Origin of the sequence: Mycobacterium sp. D16Q16, from assembly GCF_002013745.1 — a bacterium.
In the GTDB taxonomy this organism is placed as follows: domain Bacteria; phylum Actinomycetota; class Actinomycetes; order Mycobacteriales; family Mycobacteriaceae; genus Mycobacterium.
Genome location: NZ_MAEY01000001.1, coordinates 218154 through 235836, shown reverse-complemented (window position 1 = coordinate 235836; position 17683 = coordinate 218154). Strand labels below are relative to the sequence as shown.

Genomic DNA, 17683 nt, shown 5'->3' with positions numbered 1-17683 from the left:
TTGTATTCGACTAATTGGGTTCGCCGTGAATTGCAATCATGGCGAACGTAACTGTTGTTCGATGCCACGCTCGTCGGCGATGGCGGAACGGTTGGCTCCGGGCCTGCCATGGATGCGCAGGAATGTCTCGGTGTAGCGCTCGGAAATGCGTGTGCCCGCAAAATCGGAGGGAATGACGTCGAGAGTCTTCTCTCGCCAATCGTTGAGGCGCAGTGCCAGATCGTCGGCGATGGACTGGGACTCCTCGTCGGCATCGAGTCCCAGCAGGTTGTGCGCCTCGCCCGGATCGTTCACGAGGTCGTAGAGCTCGCGATGCGGGCGAGGATTGGTGATGTGTGTGGCGACGGCCCGGCCCGGCGGGCTGTCGGCAATGTCCCACGGCAGGTCCAGCACCGGCCTGGGCGCATAATTCTCTATATAGCTGTAATCCTTTGTTCGAATGGCCCGAATGGGATCAAAAGAATCGTGGTATGTCTTCGCGGTGAATAACTCGGAGCGGACTTGTTTCAGTTCGCCCGTCGGCTTCAGGATATTGTCGGCATGTGAAATTCCCTGAATCTCCTCGGGAATGTCGACACCGAGCAAGCCCAACAGGGTGGGCAGCAGATCGACCCCGCTGAAGAGCTCGTCGTACCGGAGCGATTCAGTAGTGCGGCCCCGCGGTGGGCGCACGATCAATGCGATGCCGGTACCGGCGTCATACAGGGTGGACTTGGCGCGTGGCAACGCCGGGCCATGGTCGGTCATGAAGACGACCCAGGTGCTCTCATCGAGGCCCGTCTCGGCCAGCACGTCCAGTAACTCACCGACCTTGGCGTCGGCCACCGCGATCGAGCCATAGAACTCGGCGAGATCGTCGCGTACCTCCGGGGTGTCGGGCAGATAGTCCGGGACATTCACCGTGTCGGCGTCGGACGGTTCATAACGCTCCCGAGGAAAGGGGCGGTGCGTTTCGAAGAATCCAGCGGTCAGCAGAAACGGCGTGTTGGGGGAATTGCGCAACCAGCGGCTCGCGTGTTCCACCACGTATTCGCAATACGAGTTGGATACGTCGTACTCGTCGAATCCCAGGGTGGCCGGATACGCCGTTTCATGCTGCATTCCGAACAGTGCTGTGTACCAGCCCGATCCAGACAGAATGTGGGGGAGTGTGCGCACCCCGGCGCGGTATTCCCAGCCGTGATGAGCCAGGCCGATAAGGCCGTTGCTCTGTGGGTACCGGCCGGTGAAGAGCGAACCACGCGACGGTGAGCACAGCGGCGCCGTGGCGTGCGCGCGGGTGAACAGGATGCCATCGGCCGCCAGTTGGTCCAGGTGTGGGCTGGATACGTCGGGATGCCCGTAGACGCCCAGGTAGCGGCCGAGGTCGTGCCAATGCACGATCAGAACGTTGTCTCGTGACGCTTCGGTCACTGCGCTCCCTTCCTGGGGTTCGACGGTCCACCCAACAGTGTGCATCCGTTGTCTGGCAACCCTTTGGCTCACCACGAGAAACTAACTCTCAGGCTGCGCCCCGAAGTCCCACGATATGACCGAGTAGGCCACGGACGGCACCGGCAGACCCGCCAGAGCCTCATCAGGTGGTGACGCGATAGACGTCTAGCGAGAACCCCAATGCCACGACGGGGCTTTGAGTGCGTCGAGCCCCACGATCTGCGTCTCGCCCCAGTCCTTGACAAGTTCGAGCCGTACTGCCGAACCCGCGTCGTCGAATCGGTCCTCATCGCCAGCGAGGATCTCGCACAACGACCGCGCGGCAAGATGATCTACCAGAGCGTTGGCGTGGGTGATCACGACCACCTGGGTTTTCCCGGCCGCCGCGCGAATGAGCGTCGCCAGCGGAGCGATGAGATCGGGATGCAGCGAGGTTTCTGGCTCGTTGAGCACCATCAGCGGCGGCGGTTCGGGACTCAACAGCGCGGCGGCCCACAACAGGAAACGCAGGGTGCCGTCGGACAACTCCGCGGCGCGCAGTGGCCGCAGCATCCCGGACTGCTGAACCTGAAGATCGAAGAGTCCCTCGCGCACGCCCACGGCCACCGCGGCGCCGTCGAAGGCGGCCGCGACGGCCTTGTCCAGCGTGTCGCTGCGAGTCTCGATGATTGTCTGGATGGCGGCGGCCACGTCGCTGCCGTCATTCGATAGCACCGTCGTACGCGTGCCGATCTGAGGCTGCCGGGCGGGCGCGAGCATATCGACACGGAATCCGTCGTAGAACCGCCAGCCGCGCAGGGTGTCCCGGACGGCACCCAATTCCGGGAACCTCCCCGCGAATTCGGAGAGCATGCTGCGGTAGGTCGGTATCGAGCGACTGAAGCCCTCAAACCCACGTCCCGAATCGGCGCGTGCTTCAACCACGGGACGGGTTCGCCGGACCAGGGTCGCGCTGGGGCGAAGCGATGGTCCGGTGAACACGGCCTCACGCTTGATTTCCGGGTCGCGGCCGAAGGCGGAATCGCTGGGAATCGGCAGACCTAGATCTACCAGATAGCCAAAATCCGTTGATGCGTAACCTAGTTCGATGGATATGGGCCGAGTGCGGACCGTGGGCTCAACAGTGCCGGTTCGCCGTGCGCCTTTGAGATTTTCCGGCCCGGCCCACATTGCCGATTGCAGTCCGCCCTGCCGCGCCAGCGAGCCGATGATCTCGCCGCGGCCGCAATCGGCCAGTAGCTGCAGCGCCCGGTACAGCGAGGACTTTCCGGTGCCGTTAGCGCCGGTGATGACGGTGAGTTGGGCAAGCGGGAGTGCAAGATCACGTAGTGATCGGTATCCGCGGATGGCGACGGTGGTGAGCACGGCGCCACGCTAATCAGTGGCACCGACAACCCAGGGTGCGCCTACCGCCCAAACCCCCCGTTACGCAACGCGTCCGCCATGGAGCCCGTCGCCCGAGTTTCCTGCTGGCGCCCGGAATTCTTGCTGCGGTTCTGGTTTGGTCGTCCCTGATTCTTGTTGTCGCGTCGGGGGGCGCTGGCGTTGGCTCCCTCGGGGCGCTTGCCCTGCTGCGGATCGTCGGTGAGGCGCAGGCTCAACCCGATGCGCTGACGCGGAATATCTACGTCGGTGACCTTGACCCGCACCACCTGGCCAGACTTGACCACCTCATGGGGGTCGGACACGTACCGGTCCGACATCGCCGAGACGTGCACGAGGCCATCCTGATGCACGCCGACATCAACAAATGCACCGAAGGCGGCCACGTTGGTCACCACACCCTCGAGCACCATGCCGACCTTCAGGTCCGAAACCTTTTCGACACCCGCGGCGAAGGTGGCCGTGGTGAACGCGGGCCGCGGGTCGCGTCCCGGCTTCTCCAGCTCGCCGAGAATGTCTGTCACGGTGGGAATTCCGAACCGATCGTCGGCGAAGTCTGCGGGCTTGAGCGAGCGCAGTGAACGCTCGTTGCCGATCAGCTCGGCGAGGGTGACACCCGAACGGTCCAGAATCTTGCGCACCACCGGGTAGGACTCGGGATGCACGCCGGACGCGTCGAGCGGGTCGTCGCCTTCGCGGATGCGCAGGAATCCGGCGCACTGTTCAAAGGCCTTGGGGCCCAGTCGGGGAACCTCCAACAGTCCCTTGCGGCTACGGAACGCGCCCACCTTCTCACGGTGCGCGACGATGGACTCGGCCAAGGATTCCGTCACCCCGGATACGCGTGCGAGTAGAGGTACGGAGGCCGTGTTCAAGTCGACACCGACCGCGTTCACGGCATCTTCGACGACCACGTTGAGACTGCGCGCGAGCGTGCCGGGAGTGACATCGTGCTGGTACTGCCCAACGCCGATCGACTTGGGTTCGATCTTCACCAGCTCTGCCAACGGATCCTGCAGGCGCCGTGCGATCGAGACCGCACCCCGCAGCGTCACGTCGAGGTCGGGAAGCTCGTGCGCGGCATAGGCGGAGGCCGAATAGACCGACGCGCCCGCCTCACTGACCATCGCCTTTGTCGGGGCCTTAGCGCCAGCGGCCTTGATATCGGCGATGAGTTCGGCCGCCAGCGCGTCGGTTTCGCGTGAGGCGGTGCCATTGCCGACGGCGATCAGCTCGACACCATGGCGCGCGACGAACGCCGCGAGAGTGGCCTTGGCCTCATCCCACTTCTTCTGCGGCTGGTGCGGGTAGATGGCGCAGGTGTCGACGACCTTGCCGGTGCCGTCCACCACGGCCACCTTGACACCCGTTCGGAACCCGGGGTCCAGGCCGAGTGTGGCGCGCGTGCCGGCGGGGGCCGCGAGCAGCAGATCCTTGAGGTTGCGCGCGAAGACGCCGACGGCATCTTCCTCGGCGCGTTGGCGCAGCTTGAGGCGGGCATCGACGGACGCGGAGAACATGAGCTTGGCCCGCCAGGCCACCCGAACGGTACCGGCCAGCCACGGCGTGGCCGGGGTCTTCGCGGTCAGGTTGACGCCGAGCGATTGCGCGACCATGGCCTCATACGGCGCGTCCTCACCGCCGTCGAAGTTGAGGGCGAGCACCTGCTCCTTCTCGCCGCGCATGACGGCCAGCACCCGGTGCGAGGGCATGGTCTCCAGGGATTCGGAGAACTCGAAGTAGTCGCGGTACTTCTGTGCCGCTTCGGTTTTCGCCGCATCCTCTGACCATGGGGCGGTGCGCAGCGCGCCGTCTGCCCAGAACTTGGTGCGGGTGGCGCCGACGAGCTCGGCGTCCTCGGCCGCACGCTCGATGAGAATGTGCCGCGCGCCGTCGAGGGCGGCGTTGGCATCGGCGACATCCTCGGTGAGGAACTCGGCGGCCGCCTCGTCGGGCACCAGACTCGGGTCCGCGAGCAGCCGGTCGGCCAGCGGTTCCAGCCCGGCCTCCCGGGCGATCTGTGCCTTGGTGCGCCGCTTGGGCTTGTACGGCAGGTAGATGTCCTCGACACGCGCCTTGGTGTCGGCCGACAGCAGCGCCGCCTTGAGGTCGTCGGTGAGCTTGCCCTGTTCCTCGATGGAGGACAGCACCGCGGCGCGACGCTCGTCGAGTTCCCGCAGGTACCGCAGCCGTTCTTCCAGAGTGCGCAGCTGGCCGTCGTCGAGGCTGCCGGTGACTTCCTTGCGGTATCGCGCGATGAACGGGACCGTCGCACCCTCGTCGAGCAGCCGCACAGCCGCCGCGACCTGGGCCTCGGCGACCTCCAGTTCCGCAGCGAGGCGGGAATTTACAGATTTCACGGTCACGCTCTGAGTCACGCCGAGGGACCCTACCCAATGCAGAGGACAAGCTACGCTCACCGGGTGCGTGTCTGGAGCGTGTTGGCCCTGATCTTCCTGGTCACGGGTTGTGTCGCACACACGCAGCAGGGTTCGCCGATCTCATCCACCACGCCGTCCGTCAGCGCACCGTCCCAGGTGCCAACGACGTCGACGACCACGACAACCGCGCGTGCCCCCGCACCGCGGCCACGCGCGTCCGTGGAGTCGGTGACGCGCTGGATCGAGGCGGGTGATCCGGCCGATGTCGAGAAATTTCGCACGGTCGATCAGGACGGCACGCCAGGCCAGCTGTCCCAAGGTGAGGTGGCGTTCCGTGCTCCCGGCGACTTGGGTCCTCGGGTCATCGGGGGGTGCATCACGGCGTTCAAGTACCAGGTGCCGTTGTCGTGCCTGCCGGGGCTTCGTCACGCGCCGCCCCGTCCTCCCGATCTGCCCGGCCAGTGGATCGCGGGCTGGGTTAGCTTCGACGGCGCGACCGTTACCGTCGGTAGTCGTCACGGTGACCCGGGGCCGTTCAGTGAGGGTGTGGGCCTGCCGCTTGAGTACGGGAAACGTCTGAAATTCGGCGACTACCAATGCAGATCGGATGAGATGGGTCTGTACTGCGTGAACTACGCGCATCACTCTGCTATCCGAATGAGCGACGAGCTTGAGGTCTACGGATGCACCAAGCGGGCAACTCCGCCGCGCGGTATCGGAGTGCAGTACGACTGTGGGTGAGTGCCCTAATGCCGGTAGCAGGTGTCCTGGATGGCCCCTGATTCATCGAGTATCTGATTGATCAGGGTGAGGTAGGCGACCCGCCGACGGTTTTGATCCTCTTGTGTTCCCGGCGATTCACGTATTTGGTGTACCAGCAACACTGCATTGTCGGAGAGTACGGAGATGTGTTGTGCGCGCTGCGCAACATCTGGGCGCGTGACCCGGGTGGCGACATCGTGAAGATGCGTGGACCAATCTTCAAAGACCGAGAGGCCTGGACCGCCGGACAAGACTGCTTCGGAGTTGAGGAGATCCTCGTGGTCCAGAACAATAGTGACGGATTTCAGAGCAGCCCGGCACTCGCGGTATGGGCGCCCGGTCACGTACGTGCCGATACCGATGCCGACGGCCACAATGATCAGCACACCTACCGCGCTCAGCCATATCTTGAGCGACGGCATCGTCGGCGGGAATTCGTGCTCTGCGAGGACAGGGATAGTGCCGAGAATGGGACCTGCGGCCTCGCGCAGCTCCGTCAGACGTTTCTGTTGTCGCTGCGCCTGATATGTGTCCCACCAGATGCCTGCCGCCACGAGGAGCGACAGGCAGAGCCACAGGACGCCGCGCCGGGTGTCATGACCGATGAAATAGGCGATCGCGGTGACGAGCCATAGAACGGTCGCGCCCGGCAGAAACCACCGGGCCCAGCGTGGAGCCCGCAGTCTGGTGCCGACGACGAGATCGCAGAGTCGAAGCGCCGCCGACAGAACCGCTGGATCGGATGGGATGTCGCCACGCTGGCTTGCCCGGATGGCATAGCGCCGCTGAGGCCCGTCCAGATCGGCAAGGATCGCGAGGAATGATCGGCGGAATCGCTGCTGCATCAATGCCAGCAGTATTGCCGTGGCGATACTGAACACCGGCGCCTGGTTGGCGCGGACCTTCCAGCTTGACCCGTCGTCTGGCATGAGTAACAACCAGAGTGGAACCGCGACGATTGTCATCGCCGCTACCAGCACAAGCCAACGCGCCCACCACGGCGCCAAGAGCAGTCGGATCCCCACAGCAAACATTATTACAGACGCGTAGACCGTCTGGGCGCCGGTGGTGCTGCTGTATTAGCCGATTTGTTCCTGCTCCAGCAAGGCGGCCGTGAAGCGATACAGAGACAACAGCGAGATGAATCCGAACATGAACAGGATGACGCTGCCGACGGAGTCGTTCACGGGGTTGAGGAACAGCCCGAAGGCGTACGCCCCGATGACCACGATGGGCGCAGCGTCGACCCAGCTGAGTGGACGCCGTTCAGATCGCGCGAGCGCATCCTTGCCGAGGAAGGGGAGGAGCACGAACGAGATGATGAGTGTGATGAGGAAGCCCCAGATCGCCCACCCGATGGGCAGCGCCGGGTCGCCGAAGAACGAGTCCTCCGGGGCGAGCGCCCTGGACTTGCCGACCCATTCGTAGATGCCGAACTTCGTGCAAAAACCGTTGGCCAGGAACGCGATCCAGGCATGCAACATGCCGTAGAGCACGCAATGCCAGACGGCCTGCCATGGTCGCAGGGTGCGCGGGTTCACCACGATCTTCCCGTCGAGTATCACGTTGATGATCACGTAGATCGGCCACAGCAGCGCGACCATTCCTACGGGAACAAGCAGGGGAACGCTGCCAATGTGCGGTCCCATCATCGGAATGTCGCCGTAGCGCAGATCGCCCCAGATGAATCCGCCGAAGCTGATGTTGGCCTGCTCGAATGCCCACTCCACGATGGAAGCGATGACGAAGTAGGCCGAGGCGAGTTTCACGCCGAGGTGTTTGAGCATGTGCCCAAATACCGCGATGACCAGCGCCAGCGAGGTGATGGTCTGTGCGATGACCGGAAGACCGGCGCCGCCGGTGGAGATGCCCGACCACAGCGTCATGGCGACCCACACCACGCAGGCGATGCCGAGGGCCGCGTCGAGCGGACTTGCCTTCAGCGCTTCATTGTTCGTGCTGTTGTCGGTCCCCGTGCTCATGGGACATAGTCCTTCCATCACTGAGATCGCCGATTGAATGGAAAATTATTCTAGAACAATGCTCTAGTCAAGAGGCGGTTCAGTATTGTTCGGTGGTGCCCACTGCCTCGAACGCCGGCGTTGCCCGTCGGCGCGCCATCCTCGACGCAGCGCTCACGTCTTTTCTGAAGAGCGGGGTGGCCGGAGCCACTGTCGAGTCGCTGCACCGCGAATCCGGGGCCAGCGTGGGCAGCATCTATCACTTCTTTGGGAGCAAGGAAGGCGTGGCGGCCGAGCTCTACCTGGAAACGCTGCGCGATTACTATGATGCGTATCTTGCTGTGCTACAGGCAAGTTCACGTGTGCGCAGTGGGATCGAAGGCGCCGTTCGTTTTCATCTGGAGTGGGTGGCCGCCCACGAGATGCGGGCGCGGTTCCTGTTTCATTGCCGCGAGTTTGAGGTCATTGAAGAGTCGCGCGCGACCATAGTCGCGCTGAACGAGGACTTCTATGGCAAGGCGAGTGCGTGGCTGCAACCGCACGTGGACAAGCGGCGCATCAAACCCTTGCCGCCCAGGCTGTGTCAGGCCGTGTGGATGGGGCCGTGCGTCGAGTACGCCCGGCTGTGGCTGGCCCGGTCGGTCGAGTTCGACATGCTGGCCGCTGCGCCGGTTCTAGGACGTGCGGCGTGGGATGCGGTAAAGGCGTGATCAATACCGGCGCGTGAGCGGTTATGCCGGTCGGGGTGGTGCGAGGTTCAGCGCGTTCGGGCATAGCTCGCTTTGCAGAATGTCGAGGTACACGTTGGGGGCGGGCGCGGGAGCGACGCCGGAGCCCACGGGGAACTGCGAGCCCACTTCTTCGGGCGGGACGCCGTTGCGCAGATCGCGGCATGCTTGGTGCCCAGCCTGGATTACGTACGGCTCGGCGTCTTTGTGGATGAAGACCCCGGCGTTGCGCAGGCTGTCCAGGAACGTGTGGTCATTCGCGTGGGCGATGCCGGCGCCGAACGGGCCGCCCACTGATATGCCTGCGGCAGCGATCCCGACGACGATCCTGGTACGGAGCTTGTCCATGGTTGTTTCCTTCCAGCCATCAGCATTATTGCCAGGGGAACGGGCCCGGCAATGGCGAATTGCAAACTGGACAGGGGTTGGCGGGCTTTAGTTCAGGCCGCCGCCGATGACCAGGATCTCTCCAGTAATCCAGGAAGCACTGTCCGAGGCCAGGAATGTCACCGCGGGTGCGATGTCCTCGGGGATACCGATCCGTCCCAGTGGGGTTATGTTCTCGATCTCGGTGCGGAACTCGCGGCTTGAGAAAGCGCTGGACCGCATGCCGTCGGTCACGGTCAACCCGGGATTGACTGAGTTCACCCGGATGCCCCGTGGGCCCAGCTCCTTGGCGAGGGTGCCAGTGATCGCGTCCACGGCCCCCTTCGAGGCGGTGTACACCACGGAGTTGGCCGGTGTGAAGCTGGTGACACTTGACCCGATGTTGACGATGCTTGAGCCGGGCCGAAGGGCGCTGCTGAGTGCTTCGGTGATGGTGATCGCCAGGCCGAAGACGTTCAGGCCGAACTGGCGTTGAAGTTCATCCGCGGTCACCGATTCAATCGCGCCCATGTTGTACACCCCGGCGTTGTTGACCAGGATGTCCAGCGTGTCGAGCCGAGTGCTGAGTTCGGCGAACAGTCCTTTGACGCTGGCTGGGTCAGAGATATCAGCTTGGATGGCAAAGGCTTGGCCGCCAGCATCATGAATCGACTTCACCACGTGGTCAGCACCGCTCTTGCTTGATGAGTAGTGGACCGCCACGTGCGCTCCCGCTGACGCCAGGTCGCGTGCAATGGCCGCGCCGATTCCCTTCGACGCACCCGTAACGAGTGCCGTCTTACCTGTCAAAATGCTCATAGAACTGTCTCTTTCCTTTGGCCGCAATATTTTTCGACCGCATCTCGTTGCTTCTTCAGCGTAGGTTTGCGCGCGCAGTCGAGGAAGGGTGCGCTACTCCTACCTGGGCATCCCTTGTGGCTGAGGCGATGTGCCATTGGGTGGGTGTATTACACCCTGGTTGGAGGGAGTTGCCGTGAGTATGTTGAGGACATGGATCGGCGAAATGAGTTGGGCGACTTTCTGAAGGCCCGCCGTGCTCTGGTGTCGCCGCGGCAAGCGGGGCTGCCGGAGGATGAGCCGCGCCGTGTTTCGGGCTTGCGCCGGCAAGAGGTTGCCGCTTTGGCCGGAGTGAGTGCCGACTACTACAGCAGACTTGAGCAAGGGCGTGAGCGTCATCCCTCAGACCAGGTATTGCGGGCGATTTCCCGTGCACTGCAGCTGGATACACATGCGGCCGAACACCTCGCCGGACTAGCGAGGCTGTCTGGGGCGGTACCCGCCGTCGGCAGCCAGCGCGATGCCGGCGAGGGGACTATGAGGATTGTCAATAATGTGGTGCACGCCCCGGCGTTGATCATCAGCCCGGCGCTGGACATTCTGGCCATGAATGCCCACGCACAGGCCCTTTACGGTGACTTCTCCCGCGCGGACAACTTGGCGTACATGGTGTTTCTTGACCCTGTGGCCAGCGATTTCTACGCGGAATGGGACGAGATTGCGCGGGATACCGCCCGAAATCTGCGTGCGATGTCGGTGTCGTTTCGCGACGACCCGCGCATAGCAGAAGTTGTGGGTGAGTTGACGATTCAAAGCGATGTTTTCACGTTCGTGTGGACGCAGCACGACGTTCGGCCCCGAACAAGCGGGACTAAGCGATTCCGCCACAGCGAGGTCGGTGAGATCAGCCTCCAGTACGACACCTTCACGGTCGGTGGGGCACCCGGGCAGCAGCTGCTCATCTACTCGGCCGACCCTGACAGTGCCGATGCCGATGGGCTCGAGCTGCTGGCCCGGCTTGCGCTGGATCAGCGACCAGAATCGTAGAAATCACATCCAAATCCATTTGAGGCGAGCAATATTCGCTCACCTCATGAGTTCAGATTGCGCAGGATCGAATCATGACATCGACACGGCCCGCTGAAGCAGGAACGCTTACACTCGGCGGCGACATCACCGTCAATCGGCTTGGTTACGGCACAATGCAGCTGACCGGCCCGGGCGTGTGGGGTCCGCCTCGGGATCCAGCATCGGCGGTGCGGCTGCTCAAACGCGTGGTTGAGCTGGGAGTGAATTTCCTGGACACCGCCGATGCGTACGGCCCGCAGACCGTCGAAGACCTGATCGCCAAGGCGCTACACCCGTATACCGGTGATCTCACGATCGCTACAAAAGTAGGTATCGCACGCACTGGCCCGGCCGAGTGGGGCTGGATTCCGCTGGGGCGGCCTGAATACTTGCGCCAGCAGACGGAAATGAGCCTACGGCGCCTGAAGCTGGAGCGCATCGACCTGCTCCAGCTGCATCGAGTCGACCCCACCGTTTCCTTCGAAGACCAAATCGGCGAACTCAAGCTCCTGCGCGACGAAGGAAAGATTCGGCATATCGGGCTCTCGGAGGTCTCAGTGGACCAGCTGCACGCGGCACGGCAGATCGTGCCCATCGCCTCCGTGCAAAACCTGTTCAACCTCGCCAATCGGTCAGCAGCCGACGTGGTGGACTACGCCACCGCCCACGGCATCGCCTTCATCCCATACTTCCCGCTGGCTACTGGAGGCTTGGAAGGCGCTGGCGGTGCTCTGGATCTCATCGCGCCTGCCCACGGCCGAACCCCTGCGCAGATTGCCCTGGCCTGGCTGCTTCGCCGCTCGCCGATTGTGCTTCCGATTCCGGGAACATCGTCGGAAGCGCATCTCGCGCAGAACGTTGCCGCTGCGGACATCGCGCTGAGCGACGCTGAGTTCGAGGCCCTTTCCGCAGCGGTGCCGTTGCCCGACGATAAAGACGTTTAGCTTCATGCGGATTGGTGTTTTCGCCGCGCTTACCGACGAGGGCATGGAGCCCGGTGAACTAGCGGTCGAGATCGAGACGCGCGGTTTCGAATCCCTTTTCGTGCCGGAGCACACGCATATACCGGTGACGATCGAAGCAATCCATGCCGGATGGGATGAGATACCCCGCGACTACTGCCGCAGCCTCGATCCGTTCGTGGCGTTGTCCTTCGCGGCGGCCGCGACGAGGGACCTCCGCATCGGTACCGCTGTGGCGCTGCTGGTCCAGCGAGATCCGATCACGTTCGCCAAGGAAGCTGCGACCCTGGACAGGGCATCGGGTGGGCGGCTGGAACTGGGAATCGGCGTCGGATGGCTGTGCGAGGAGATACGAAATCACGGCACCGACCCGCGCACACGGGTGGCGCTGCAGAGCGAGCGGATCCGGGCGGTCAAGAAGATCTGGACAGAAGAACAGGCCGAATTCCACGGCAAGTACGTGGCTTTCGACCCGATCCGTTCCTGGCCCAAGCCTGTTCAAAAACCGCACCCGCCGGTGTGGCTAGGGGGCTGGGGCCCGTCCACCCACGAACGGGTGCTCGACCACGCCGACGGCTGGATGGCGCCGACAATGCTTGGGGTGGAAGAGCTTCAGAAGGGGATCGACGAACTCAATCTGCTGGCAGCACACCAAGGCAAGCCGCCGGTTCCTGTGATAGCGACCATCCTGGAGCCGCAGCCTGGAGATATCGAACGCCTCGCCGACCTTGGCGTGCATCGTGTGCTGTTGGGCCTGCTGCCGGTGGAGTCTCGCGACGCTACATTGCGCAAGCTGGACCGGTTGGCTGCATTGATGGCGTAAGGACGCCAGGTGGGCCGGCTCGCATGTGGTTCCGTCAATAAGCTGATCGGGCGTGACGGCGATGACTACCATGCGAACAGACTCAGCTGTTCGAGCGAGGGCGGTGCACATCGTGGGTGTCGATGCCGCCGATCTCGCAGAGTTGGAGTTCTTCGGAGGCAATCCGCTCAGTGTGCTTGTTCCGCTGGCCGAGCTGCTCTCGCCCCTTGAGGCGGCTCCCGGGCAGGTACTCATGCGTCAGAGCGAACCGGCCGACTGGTTCCTGCTCCTCGGCTCGGGTGGCGGCGAGATTCTTCATGCCGGAGAGAACGGGGATTTGGTCGTCGCGCACGTGGTGCCCGGCATGGTCGTCGGTGAGATAGCGCTCCTGCGCGGGACCGCCCGGACGGCGACCGTCGTCGCGACCGAACCGCTTCGAGGCTGGGCTGGCAGCAGTGATGCGTTCACCGCGATGCTTGAAATACCTGGCGTGTCAGAGGCATTGGTGTCGACCGCGCGTCAGCGGCTAGCTACATTCGTTACCCCGATTCCGGTGCGGCTGCTGGACGGGGCTGAGTTCTACCTGCGGCCCATCCTGCCCGGTGACAGGCGGCGGCTGGCGAGGATGTCACGGCGCACGGTGTACCGCCGTTTTTTGGGGGTCCCCAGTAAGCGGATGATCACGTATTTGTTTGAGGTGGATTACCTCGATCACTTCGCGTGGGCCCTCACCGATCAACGCGACGGCGTTGACGGTCTCGTCGTGGCTGATGCTCGATTCATCCGCCACCTCGACGAGTCCGACAGTGCGGAGCTGGCCTTCACGGTCGGTGACGACTATCAGGGCCGTGGGATCGGAACACTACTGATGGAGGCGCTATCGGTGTCGGCGCATGCCGACGGGGTACGCCGATTCACGGCCTCGGTGCTTTCGGAGAACTATGCGATGCGCAACATTCTGAACCGGTGCGGCGCGCGCTGGGAATCGGATGGGCCGGGAGTGGTCACCACGGTCATCGATGTTCCCCATGTGCGGGAACTCGGTCTTTCTTCGCAGGTATCTCGGCAGATCCATGTCGCAACGCGCCAGGTGGTGCAGACGTTGTGTTGACGAACGGTAAGCGCCCCCGGCAGGAATCGAACCTGCGACCTAGGGATTAGAAGGCCCTTGCTCTATCCGACTGAGCTACGGAGGCATGTGGCGCTAGCCGGATGGGAGTCTATCGAACCGGTGGCGGTGCGGATCGCATCTCGCCATACCCTTGACTGGTGACGACGATCCCCACCGCCAGGAAGACCGATTCGCCGATCTGGACGATCGTCGTCGGCCTCGCGGTACTGGCGGGCCTGGTCGCGGCCGCTATCGGCGCGCTGTCACTGACGGAGGCCCTGCTCGCGACGGGTCTGCCCAACCCCGGCCCCGTCACCTCCTATGGTCTGCCGTTCGTGCGCGCGGCCGCAGAAATCTGCGCCGTCGTCGCCGTGGGCGCCTTCCTGGTCGCGGCCTTTTTCGTCCCACCGCAGTCCAGCGGCGTGCTCGATGTGGACGGTTACCGCTCACTGCGTGTCGGCACCGCGGCATCGACCGCGCTCGCGGTGCTCTCGGCGGCCATGGTGCCACTGTCGATATCCGATGTGGCCGGTCAGCCGATCGGTGATTTCGGGCCAGGGGAGCTGTGGACGCTCGCCGGCGACATTGAGACCGTGAACGCATGGCGCTGGATGGCCTTCATCGCCGCCGGCGTCGCGATCGCCAGCCGGGTGGTGCTGCGCTGGTCGTGGACACCGCTGCTGGTGCTCGGATCCATCGCAACACTGATGCCGCTGGCCCTGGTCGGGCATTCGGCCACCGGCGGCGCACATGACCTGGGCACCAACAGCCTCATCATCCATCTGGTGTCCGCGGCGCTGTGGGCAGGTGGGCTGGTCGCGCTGTTGATCCACGCGCTGCGCGGCGGCGGCTATCTCGATGTGGCCGCACGCCGGTTCTCCACGCTGGCGCTGTGGTGCTACGTCGCGATCGGGCTCAGCGGAATCATCAACGCACTTATCCGGGTGCAGCTTTCGGACCTGTTCACCACCCGCTACGGCTGGCTGCTGGTGGGCAAGGCCACGGCGCTGCTGATCCTCGGCGTACTGGGATATCTGCAGCGGCGTTCGGCCATAACCGCATTGGACGAAGAACCTCAGAACCGTCGACCACTGATTCGACTGGCAGGCATTGAAGCCGTCATCTTCGCGGTCACCTTCGGTATCGCCGTCGGGTTGGGTCGCACCCCGCCGCCGCCGGTCAACCTCAACCCCTCACCGGTCGAGGTCGCCATCGGTTACACGTTGGACGGTCCGCCCACCCCACAGCGACTGCTGCTCGATTGGCGCTTTGATCTCATCTTCGGAACGGCCGCCATCGTTTTCGCGGTCGCTTACCTGGTCGGTGTGCGTCGGCTGAAGAAGCGCGGCGACGAATGGCCGGTGGGGCGCACCATCGCCTGGCTGTCCGGCTGTGCCTTCCTGCTCATCGCGACATCGTCCGGTGTCGGCAGGTATGTGCCCGCGATGTTCAGCATGCACATGGCCGCGCACATGATGCTCTCGATGCTGATACCGGTGCTGTTGGTCCTCGGTGGCCCCATCACACTGTTGCTGCGGGTGCTGCCTGCCGCGGGCAAGGGCGATCCGCCGGGGCTGCGTGAATGGGTGCAGATCGTGTTGCACAGCAAGTTCTCTCGCTTCCTGACGCATCCGCTGGTGGCGACCTCGTTGTTCATCGGCGGGTTCTACGGCCTGTATCTCAGTGGGCTCTACGACGCCGCCGTTGACGTGCACGCCGCGCACCTGGCGATGAATGTGCACTTCCTGCTCAGCGGATACCTGTTCTATTGGGTGGTCATCGGCATCGACCCGTCGCCGCGGCGCCTGCCTCCGGTGGCCAAGCTGGGCATCGTGCTGGTCTCGCTGCCCCTGCACGCCTTCTTCGGTGTCATCCTGATGGGCACGAAATCGATTCTCGGCGAGAAGTTTTACAGCAACCTGGCGCTACCGTGGCGGATTGATCTGGCCGCTGATCAACACATGGGCGGCGCGATCACCTGGGCGACCGGGGAGCTGCCGCTGCTGGTGGTCATGATCGCTCTGGTCATCCAGTGGTCGCGTTCGGACGAGCGGCTGGCCCGCAGACAGGACCGCGCTGCCGATCGTGACGACGACGCCGACCTGGCCGCCTACAACGCCATGCTCGCCAAAATGGCCCAGCACGACGAGAAGACGCGCAGCTAGAAGGCGCCAGCGGCGATGGCCGCCGGCCAGCTGCCGTGCTCGCTGATATCGATACCGGCCTGCGCGGCGGCGCCGTCACAGCCAAACCCGGTGCGCCACACACCGTCATCGCATTCGACCTTGCCCAGCAGCATCGGCTCGGGTAGCTGCGCGAGGAAGGTACCCAGTGCGGCGGGGGACAGGCGCCAGATTTCGCCGCCGATGCTCACCCCATCCTCTTCCGAACGAGTGAGCCCGGGTTTGGGAGGTGTGGTGCGCAGCGCCGCCATCCGATACTTCGGCGCGGTGCGCACCGGGCCGACCCAGCGCGCGCCCAGATCGGTGAGCTGAAACTCCAGCGGGCCGCCCTTGAGATGCGCGCCGAACACCGCGAGCTCATGAGACAAGGTGATCGCTGCCGGCCAAACATCTTGTTCTGCAGCATCTCCGGTGACCAGTGCGGCGATGTCGAAGGCCACCGCGTCATCAAAGGCGCGCGCCAGCACGGTTACTCCGAACTGGGCCTCACCGGCGGTTCCCGCGGGTACCGCCACCGCGCACAGATCGAACAGGTTGCAGAAGTTGGTGTAGGTCCCCATCGTCGCGTTGACGCCAATCGGGTCGGCCTGCACCTGTTCAATCGTTGGGTGCAACGGCGCGGTGGGCACTAACAGTGCGTCCGCACCCGCGAGGGCAGCCATGGCCTCCTCTCGCAGACGCTGCACCTCGGCGCGGTCGCGCACCAGGCGATGCGCCGGGATATCGCGTGCACCCGAAACGATCTGCGCGACAGTGGGATCAAGCGCTGCTTCGGGGTTGGCGTCGATGAACTCGCCGACGGCGGCATAGCGTTCACTGACCAACGCGCCCTCGTACAGCAGTTTCGCGGCGGCCAGGAACGGCGCCAGATCGATCTCGACGATCGTCACTCCCGTTGCGCGAAGATGCTCTATGGCCGCGTGAAAGGCGTCACGCCACACCTCATCGAGTGCGGGCAGCTCGCGCGGGACGGCGATGGTGGGCTGTGGGGGCGCTGCCAGCCGAGTGTTGGCGGGCCACAGGCGGGGTCCTGCCGCGGCACCCATGGCGGCCATCGCCAGGTTGGCGGTGGCCAGCGTGCGGGCGAAGATGGTTACGCAGTCATAGGATTCGCAGGCAGGGACAACGCCCTGCGTGGAGACGACGCCGACGGTGGGTTTGATTCCGACGATGCCCTGCAGTCCCGCGGGTACTCGCCCGGATCCGGCGGTGTCGGTGCCGATCGCGATCTCGACCTCGCCCGTGGCGACGGCCACCGCGGATCCCGAACTGGAGCCGCCACTGATGTATTCGGGACGCCGCGAGTCCGGCACCGCGCCGTACGGGGAGCGCGTGCCCACCAGCCCGGTCGCGAATTGGTCGAGGTTCGTCTTGCCGACCACCACGGCACCCGCGGCACGTAAGGCCGCGACCACCGGTGCGTCGCGCTCGGGAACGTATGCGTACTCCGGGCAGGCGGCGGTGGTGGGCACGCCACCGACATCCACGTTGTCCTTGACCGCGAGCCGAACACCGGCCAACGGCCCTGATGAGGCCTCCAATTCGGCAGCGATGTCGTTCTCGGGGCGGCGCATGATCCAAACCGTCATGTCAAGCAAGGTACGGGTGGCCGGACGCATCGGCCAGTTGTCCCCAATCCGGAACTCATCCACAGCGACCGCCCGAACGCGCCCGCATGTCGTCGCGGTGTCGGTGCGTGCCGGGTTACTGGAGCTGCCAAGGGCGCCGGATTGGCGGTGCTGAG

At 64.2% G+C, this 17683-nt stretch carries 15 protein-coding genes and 1 tRNA gene; 7 read left to right on the top strand and 9 right to left on the bottom strand.

All coding sequences use genetic code 11. From position 1 onward, the window contains the following. Positions 1-36 precede the first annotated feature (36 nt). From B4394_RS01140 to B4394_RS01130, 3 genes are all read right to left on the bottom strand, one after another. Positions 37-1413 carry a sulfatase family protein gene (locus tag B4394_RS01140; RefSeq protein WP_139359850.1) on the bottom strand — a complete coding sequence of 459 codons (1377 nt, stop codon included), beginning with the start codon at positions 1411-1413 and terminating at the stop codon, positions 37-39. 186 nt (positions 1414-1599) lie between these two features. Continuing rightward, positions 1600-2799 carry an AAA family ATPase gene (locus B4394_RS01135; protein WP_078313909.1) on the bottom strand — a complete coding sequence of 400 codons (1200 nt, stop codon included), beginning with the start codon at positions 2797-2799 and terminating at the stop codon, positions 1600-1602. Positions 2800-2840: 41 nt separating this feature from the next. Beyond that, a complete protein-coding gene (locus tag B4394_RS01130; protein WP_078313908.1) occupies positions 2841-5195 on the bottom strand; it encodes a Tex family protein in 2355 nt (784 codons plus the stop codon). A gap of 45 nt (positions 5196-5240) precedes the next feature. Here B4394_RS01130 and B4394_RS01125 point away from each other — a divergent pair, with 45 nt between their 5' ends. Further along, positions 5241-5939 (top strand): hypothetical protein, encoded by a 699-nt coding sequence (locus B4394_RS01125; protein ID WP_078313907.1) that lies wholly within the window; start codon positions 5241-5243, stop codon positions 5937-5939. A 5-nt stretch (positions 5940-5944) separates the two neighbouring features. Here B4394_RS01125 and B4394_RS01120 read toward each other — a convergent pair whose 3' ends face one another. Continuing rightward, entirely contained in the window at positions 5945-6985 is a 1041-nt protein-coding gene (locus B4394_RS01120) for a hypothetical protein (protein ID WP_139359849.1), read from the bottom strand. Between the two features lie 54 nt (positions 6986-7039). Beyond that, the gene (locus B4394_RS01115) at positions 7040-7942 is read right to left on the bottom strand and encodes a hypothetical protein (RefSeq protein WP_078313905.1); all 903 of its coding nucleotides are present in this window, start codon (positions 7940-7942) and stop codon (positions 7040-7042) included. A 95-nt stretch (positions 7943-8037) separates the two neighbouring features. Between B4394_RS01115 and B4394_RS01110 the strand changes: the two genes are divergently transcribed. Further along, a complete protein-coding gene (locus B4394_RS01110; protein WP_078314206.1) occupies positions 8038-8631 on the top strand; it encodes a TetR/AcrR family transcriptional regulator in 594 nt (197 codons plus the stop codon). Positions 8632-8652: 21 nt separating this feature from the next. On the opposite strand, the gene B4394_RS01105 is transcribed toward B4394_RS01110, so the two are convergent. Next, positions 8653-8997, bottom strand: coding sequence for a DUF732 domain-containing protein (locus B4394_RS01105; RefSeq protein WP_078313904.1), 345 nt, complete (start codon positions 8995-8997; stop codon positions 8653-8655). Between the two features lie 87 nt (positions 8998-9084). After that, the gene (locus B4394_RS01100) at positions 9085-9834 is read right to left on the bottom strand and encodes an SDR family NAD(P)-dependent oxidoreductase (protein ID WP_078313903.1); all 750 of its coding nucleotides are present in this window, start codon (positions 9832-9834) and stop codon (positions 9085-9087) included. 192 nt (positions 9835-10026) lie between these two features. Between B4394_RS01100 and B4394_RS01095 the strand changes: the two genes are divergently transcribed. From B4394_RS01095 to B4394_RS01080, 4 genes are all read left to right on the top strand, one after another. Next, positions 10027-10860 carry a helix-turn-helix domain-containing protein gene (locus B4394_RS01095; protein ID WP_078313902.1) on the top strand — a complete coding sequence of 278 codons (834 nt, stop codon included), beginning with the start codon at positions 10027-10029 and terminating at the stop codon, positions 10858-10860. Positions 10861-10934: 74 nt separating this feature from the next. After that, on the top strand, positions 10935-11825 hold the full coding sequence (locus tag B4394_RS01090; protein ID WP_139359848.1) for an aldo/keto reductase: 891 nt from the start codon (positions 10935-10937) through the stop codon (positions 11823-11825). A 4-nt stretch (positions 11826-11829) separates the two neighbouring features. Beyond that, positions 11830-12666, top strand: coding sequence for an LLM class F420-dependent oxidoreductase (locus tag B4394_RS01085; protein WP_078313900.1), 837 nt, complete (start codon positions 11830-11832; stop codon positions 12664-12666). A gap of 70 nt (positions 12667-12736) precedes the next feature. Beyond that, the gene (locus B4394_RS01080) at positions 12737-13756 is read left to right on the top strand and encodes a GNAT family N-acetyltransferase (protein WP_078313899.1); all 1020 of its coding nucleotides are present in this window, start codon (positions 12737-12739) and stop codon (positions 13754-13756) included. Between the two features lie 11 nt (positions 13757-13767). Here B4394_RS01080 and B4394_RS01075 read toward each other — a convergent pair. After that, positions 13768-13841, bottom strand: a tRNA-Arg gene (locus B4394_RS01075). Between the two features lie 73 nt (positions 13842-13914). On the opposite strand from B4394_RS01075, the gene B4394_RS01070 reads away from it, so the two are divergent. Next, complete coding sequence (locus B4394_RS01070) at positions 13915-15921, top strand: bifunctional copper resistance protein CopD/cytochrome c oxidase assembly protein (protein WP_078313898.1); 2007 nt, start codon at positions 13915-13917, stop codon at positions 15919-15921. Here the strand turns inward: B4394_RS01070 and atzF are convergent. After that, positions 15918-17528: an allophanate hydrolase gene (gene atzF, locus B4394_RS01065; protein WP_078314204.1), complete on the bottom strand. Its 1611-nt coding sequence runs from the start codon at positions 17526-17528 to the stop codon at positions 15918-15920. The genes B4394_RS01070 and atzF overlap by 4 nt on opposite strands. Positions 17529-17683 lie beyond the last annotated feature (155 nt).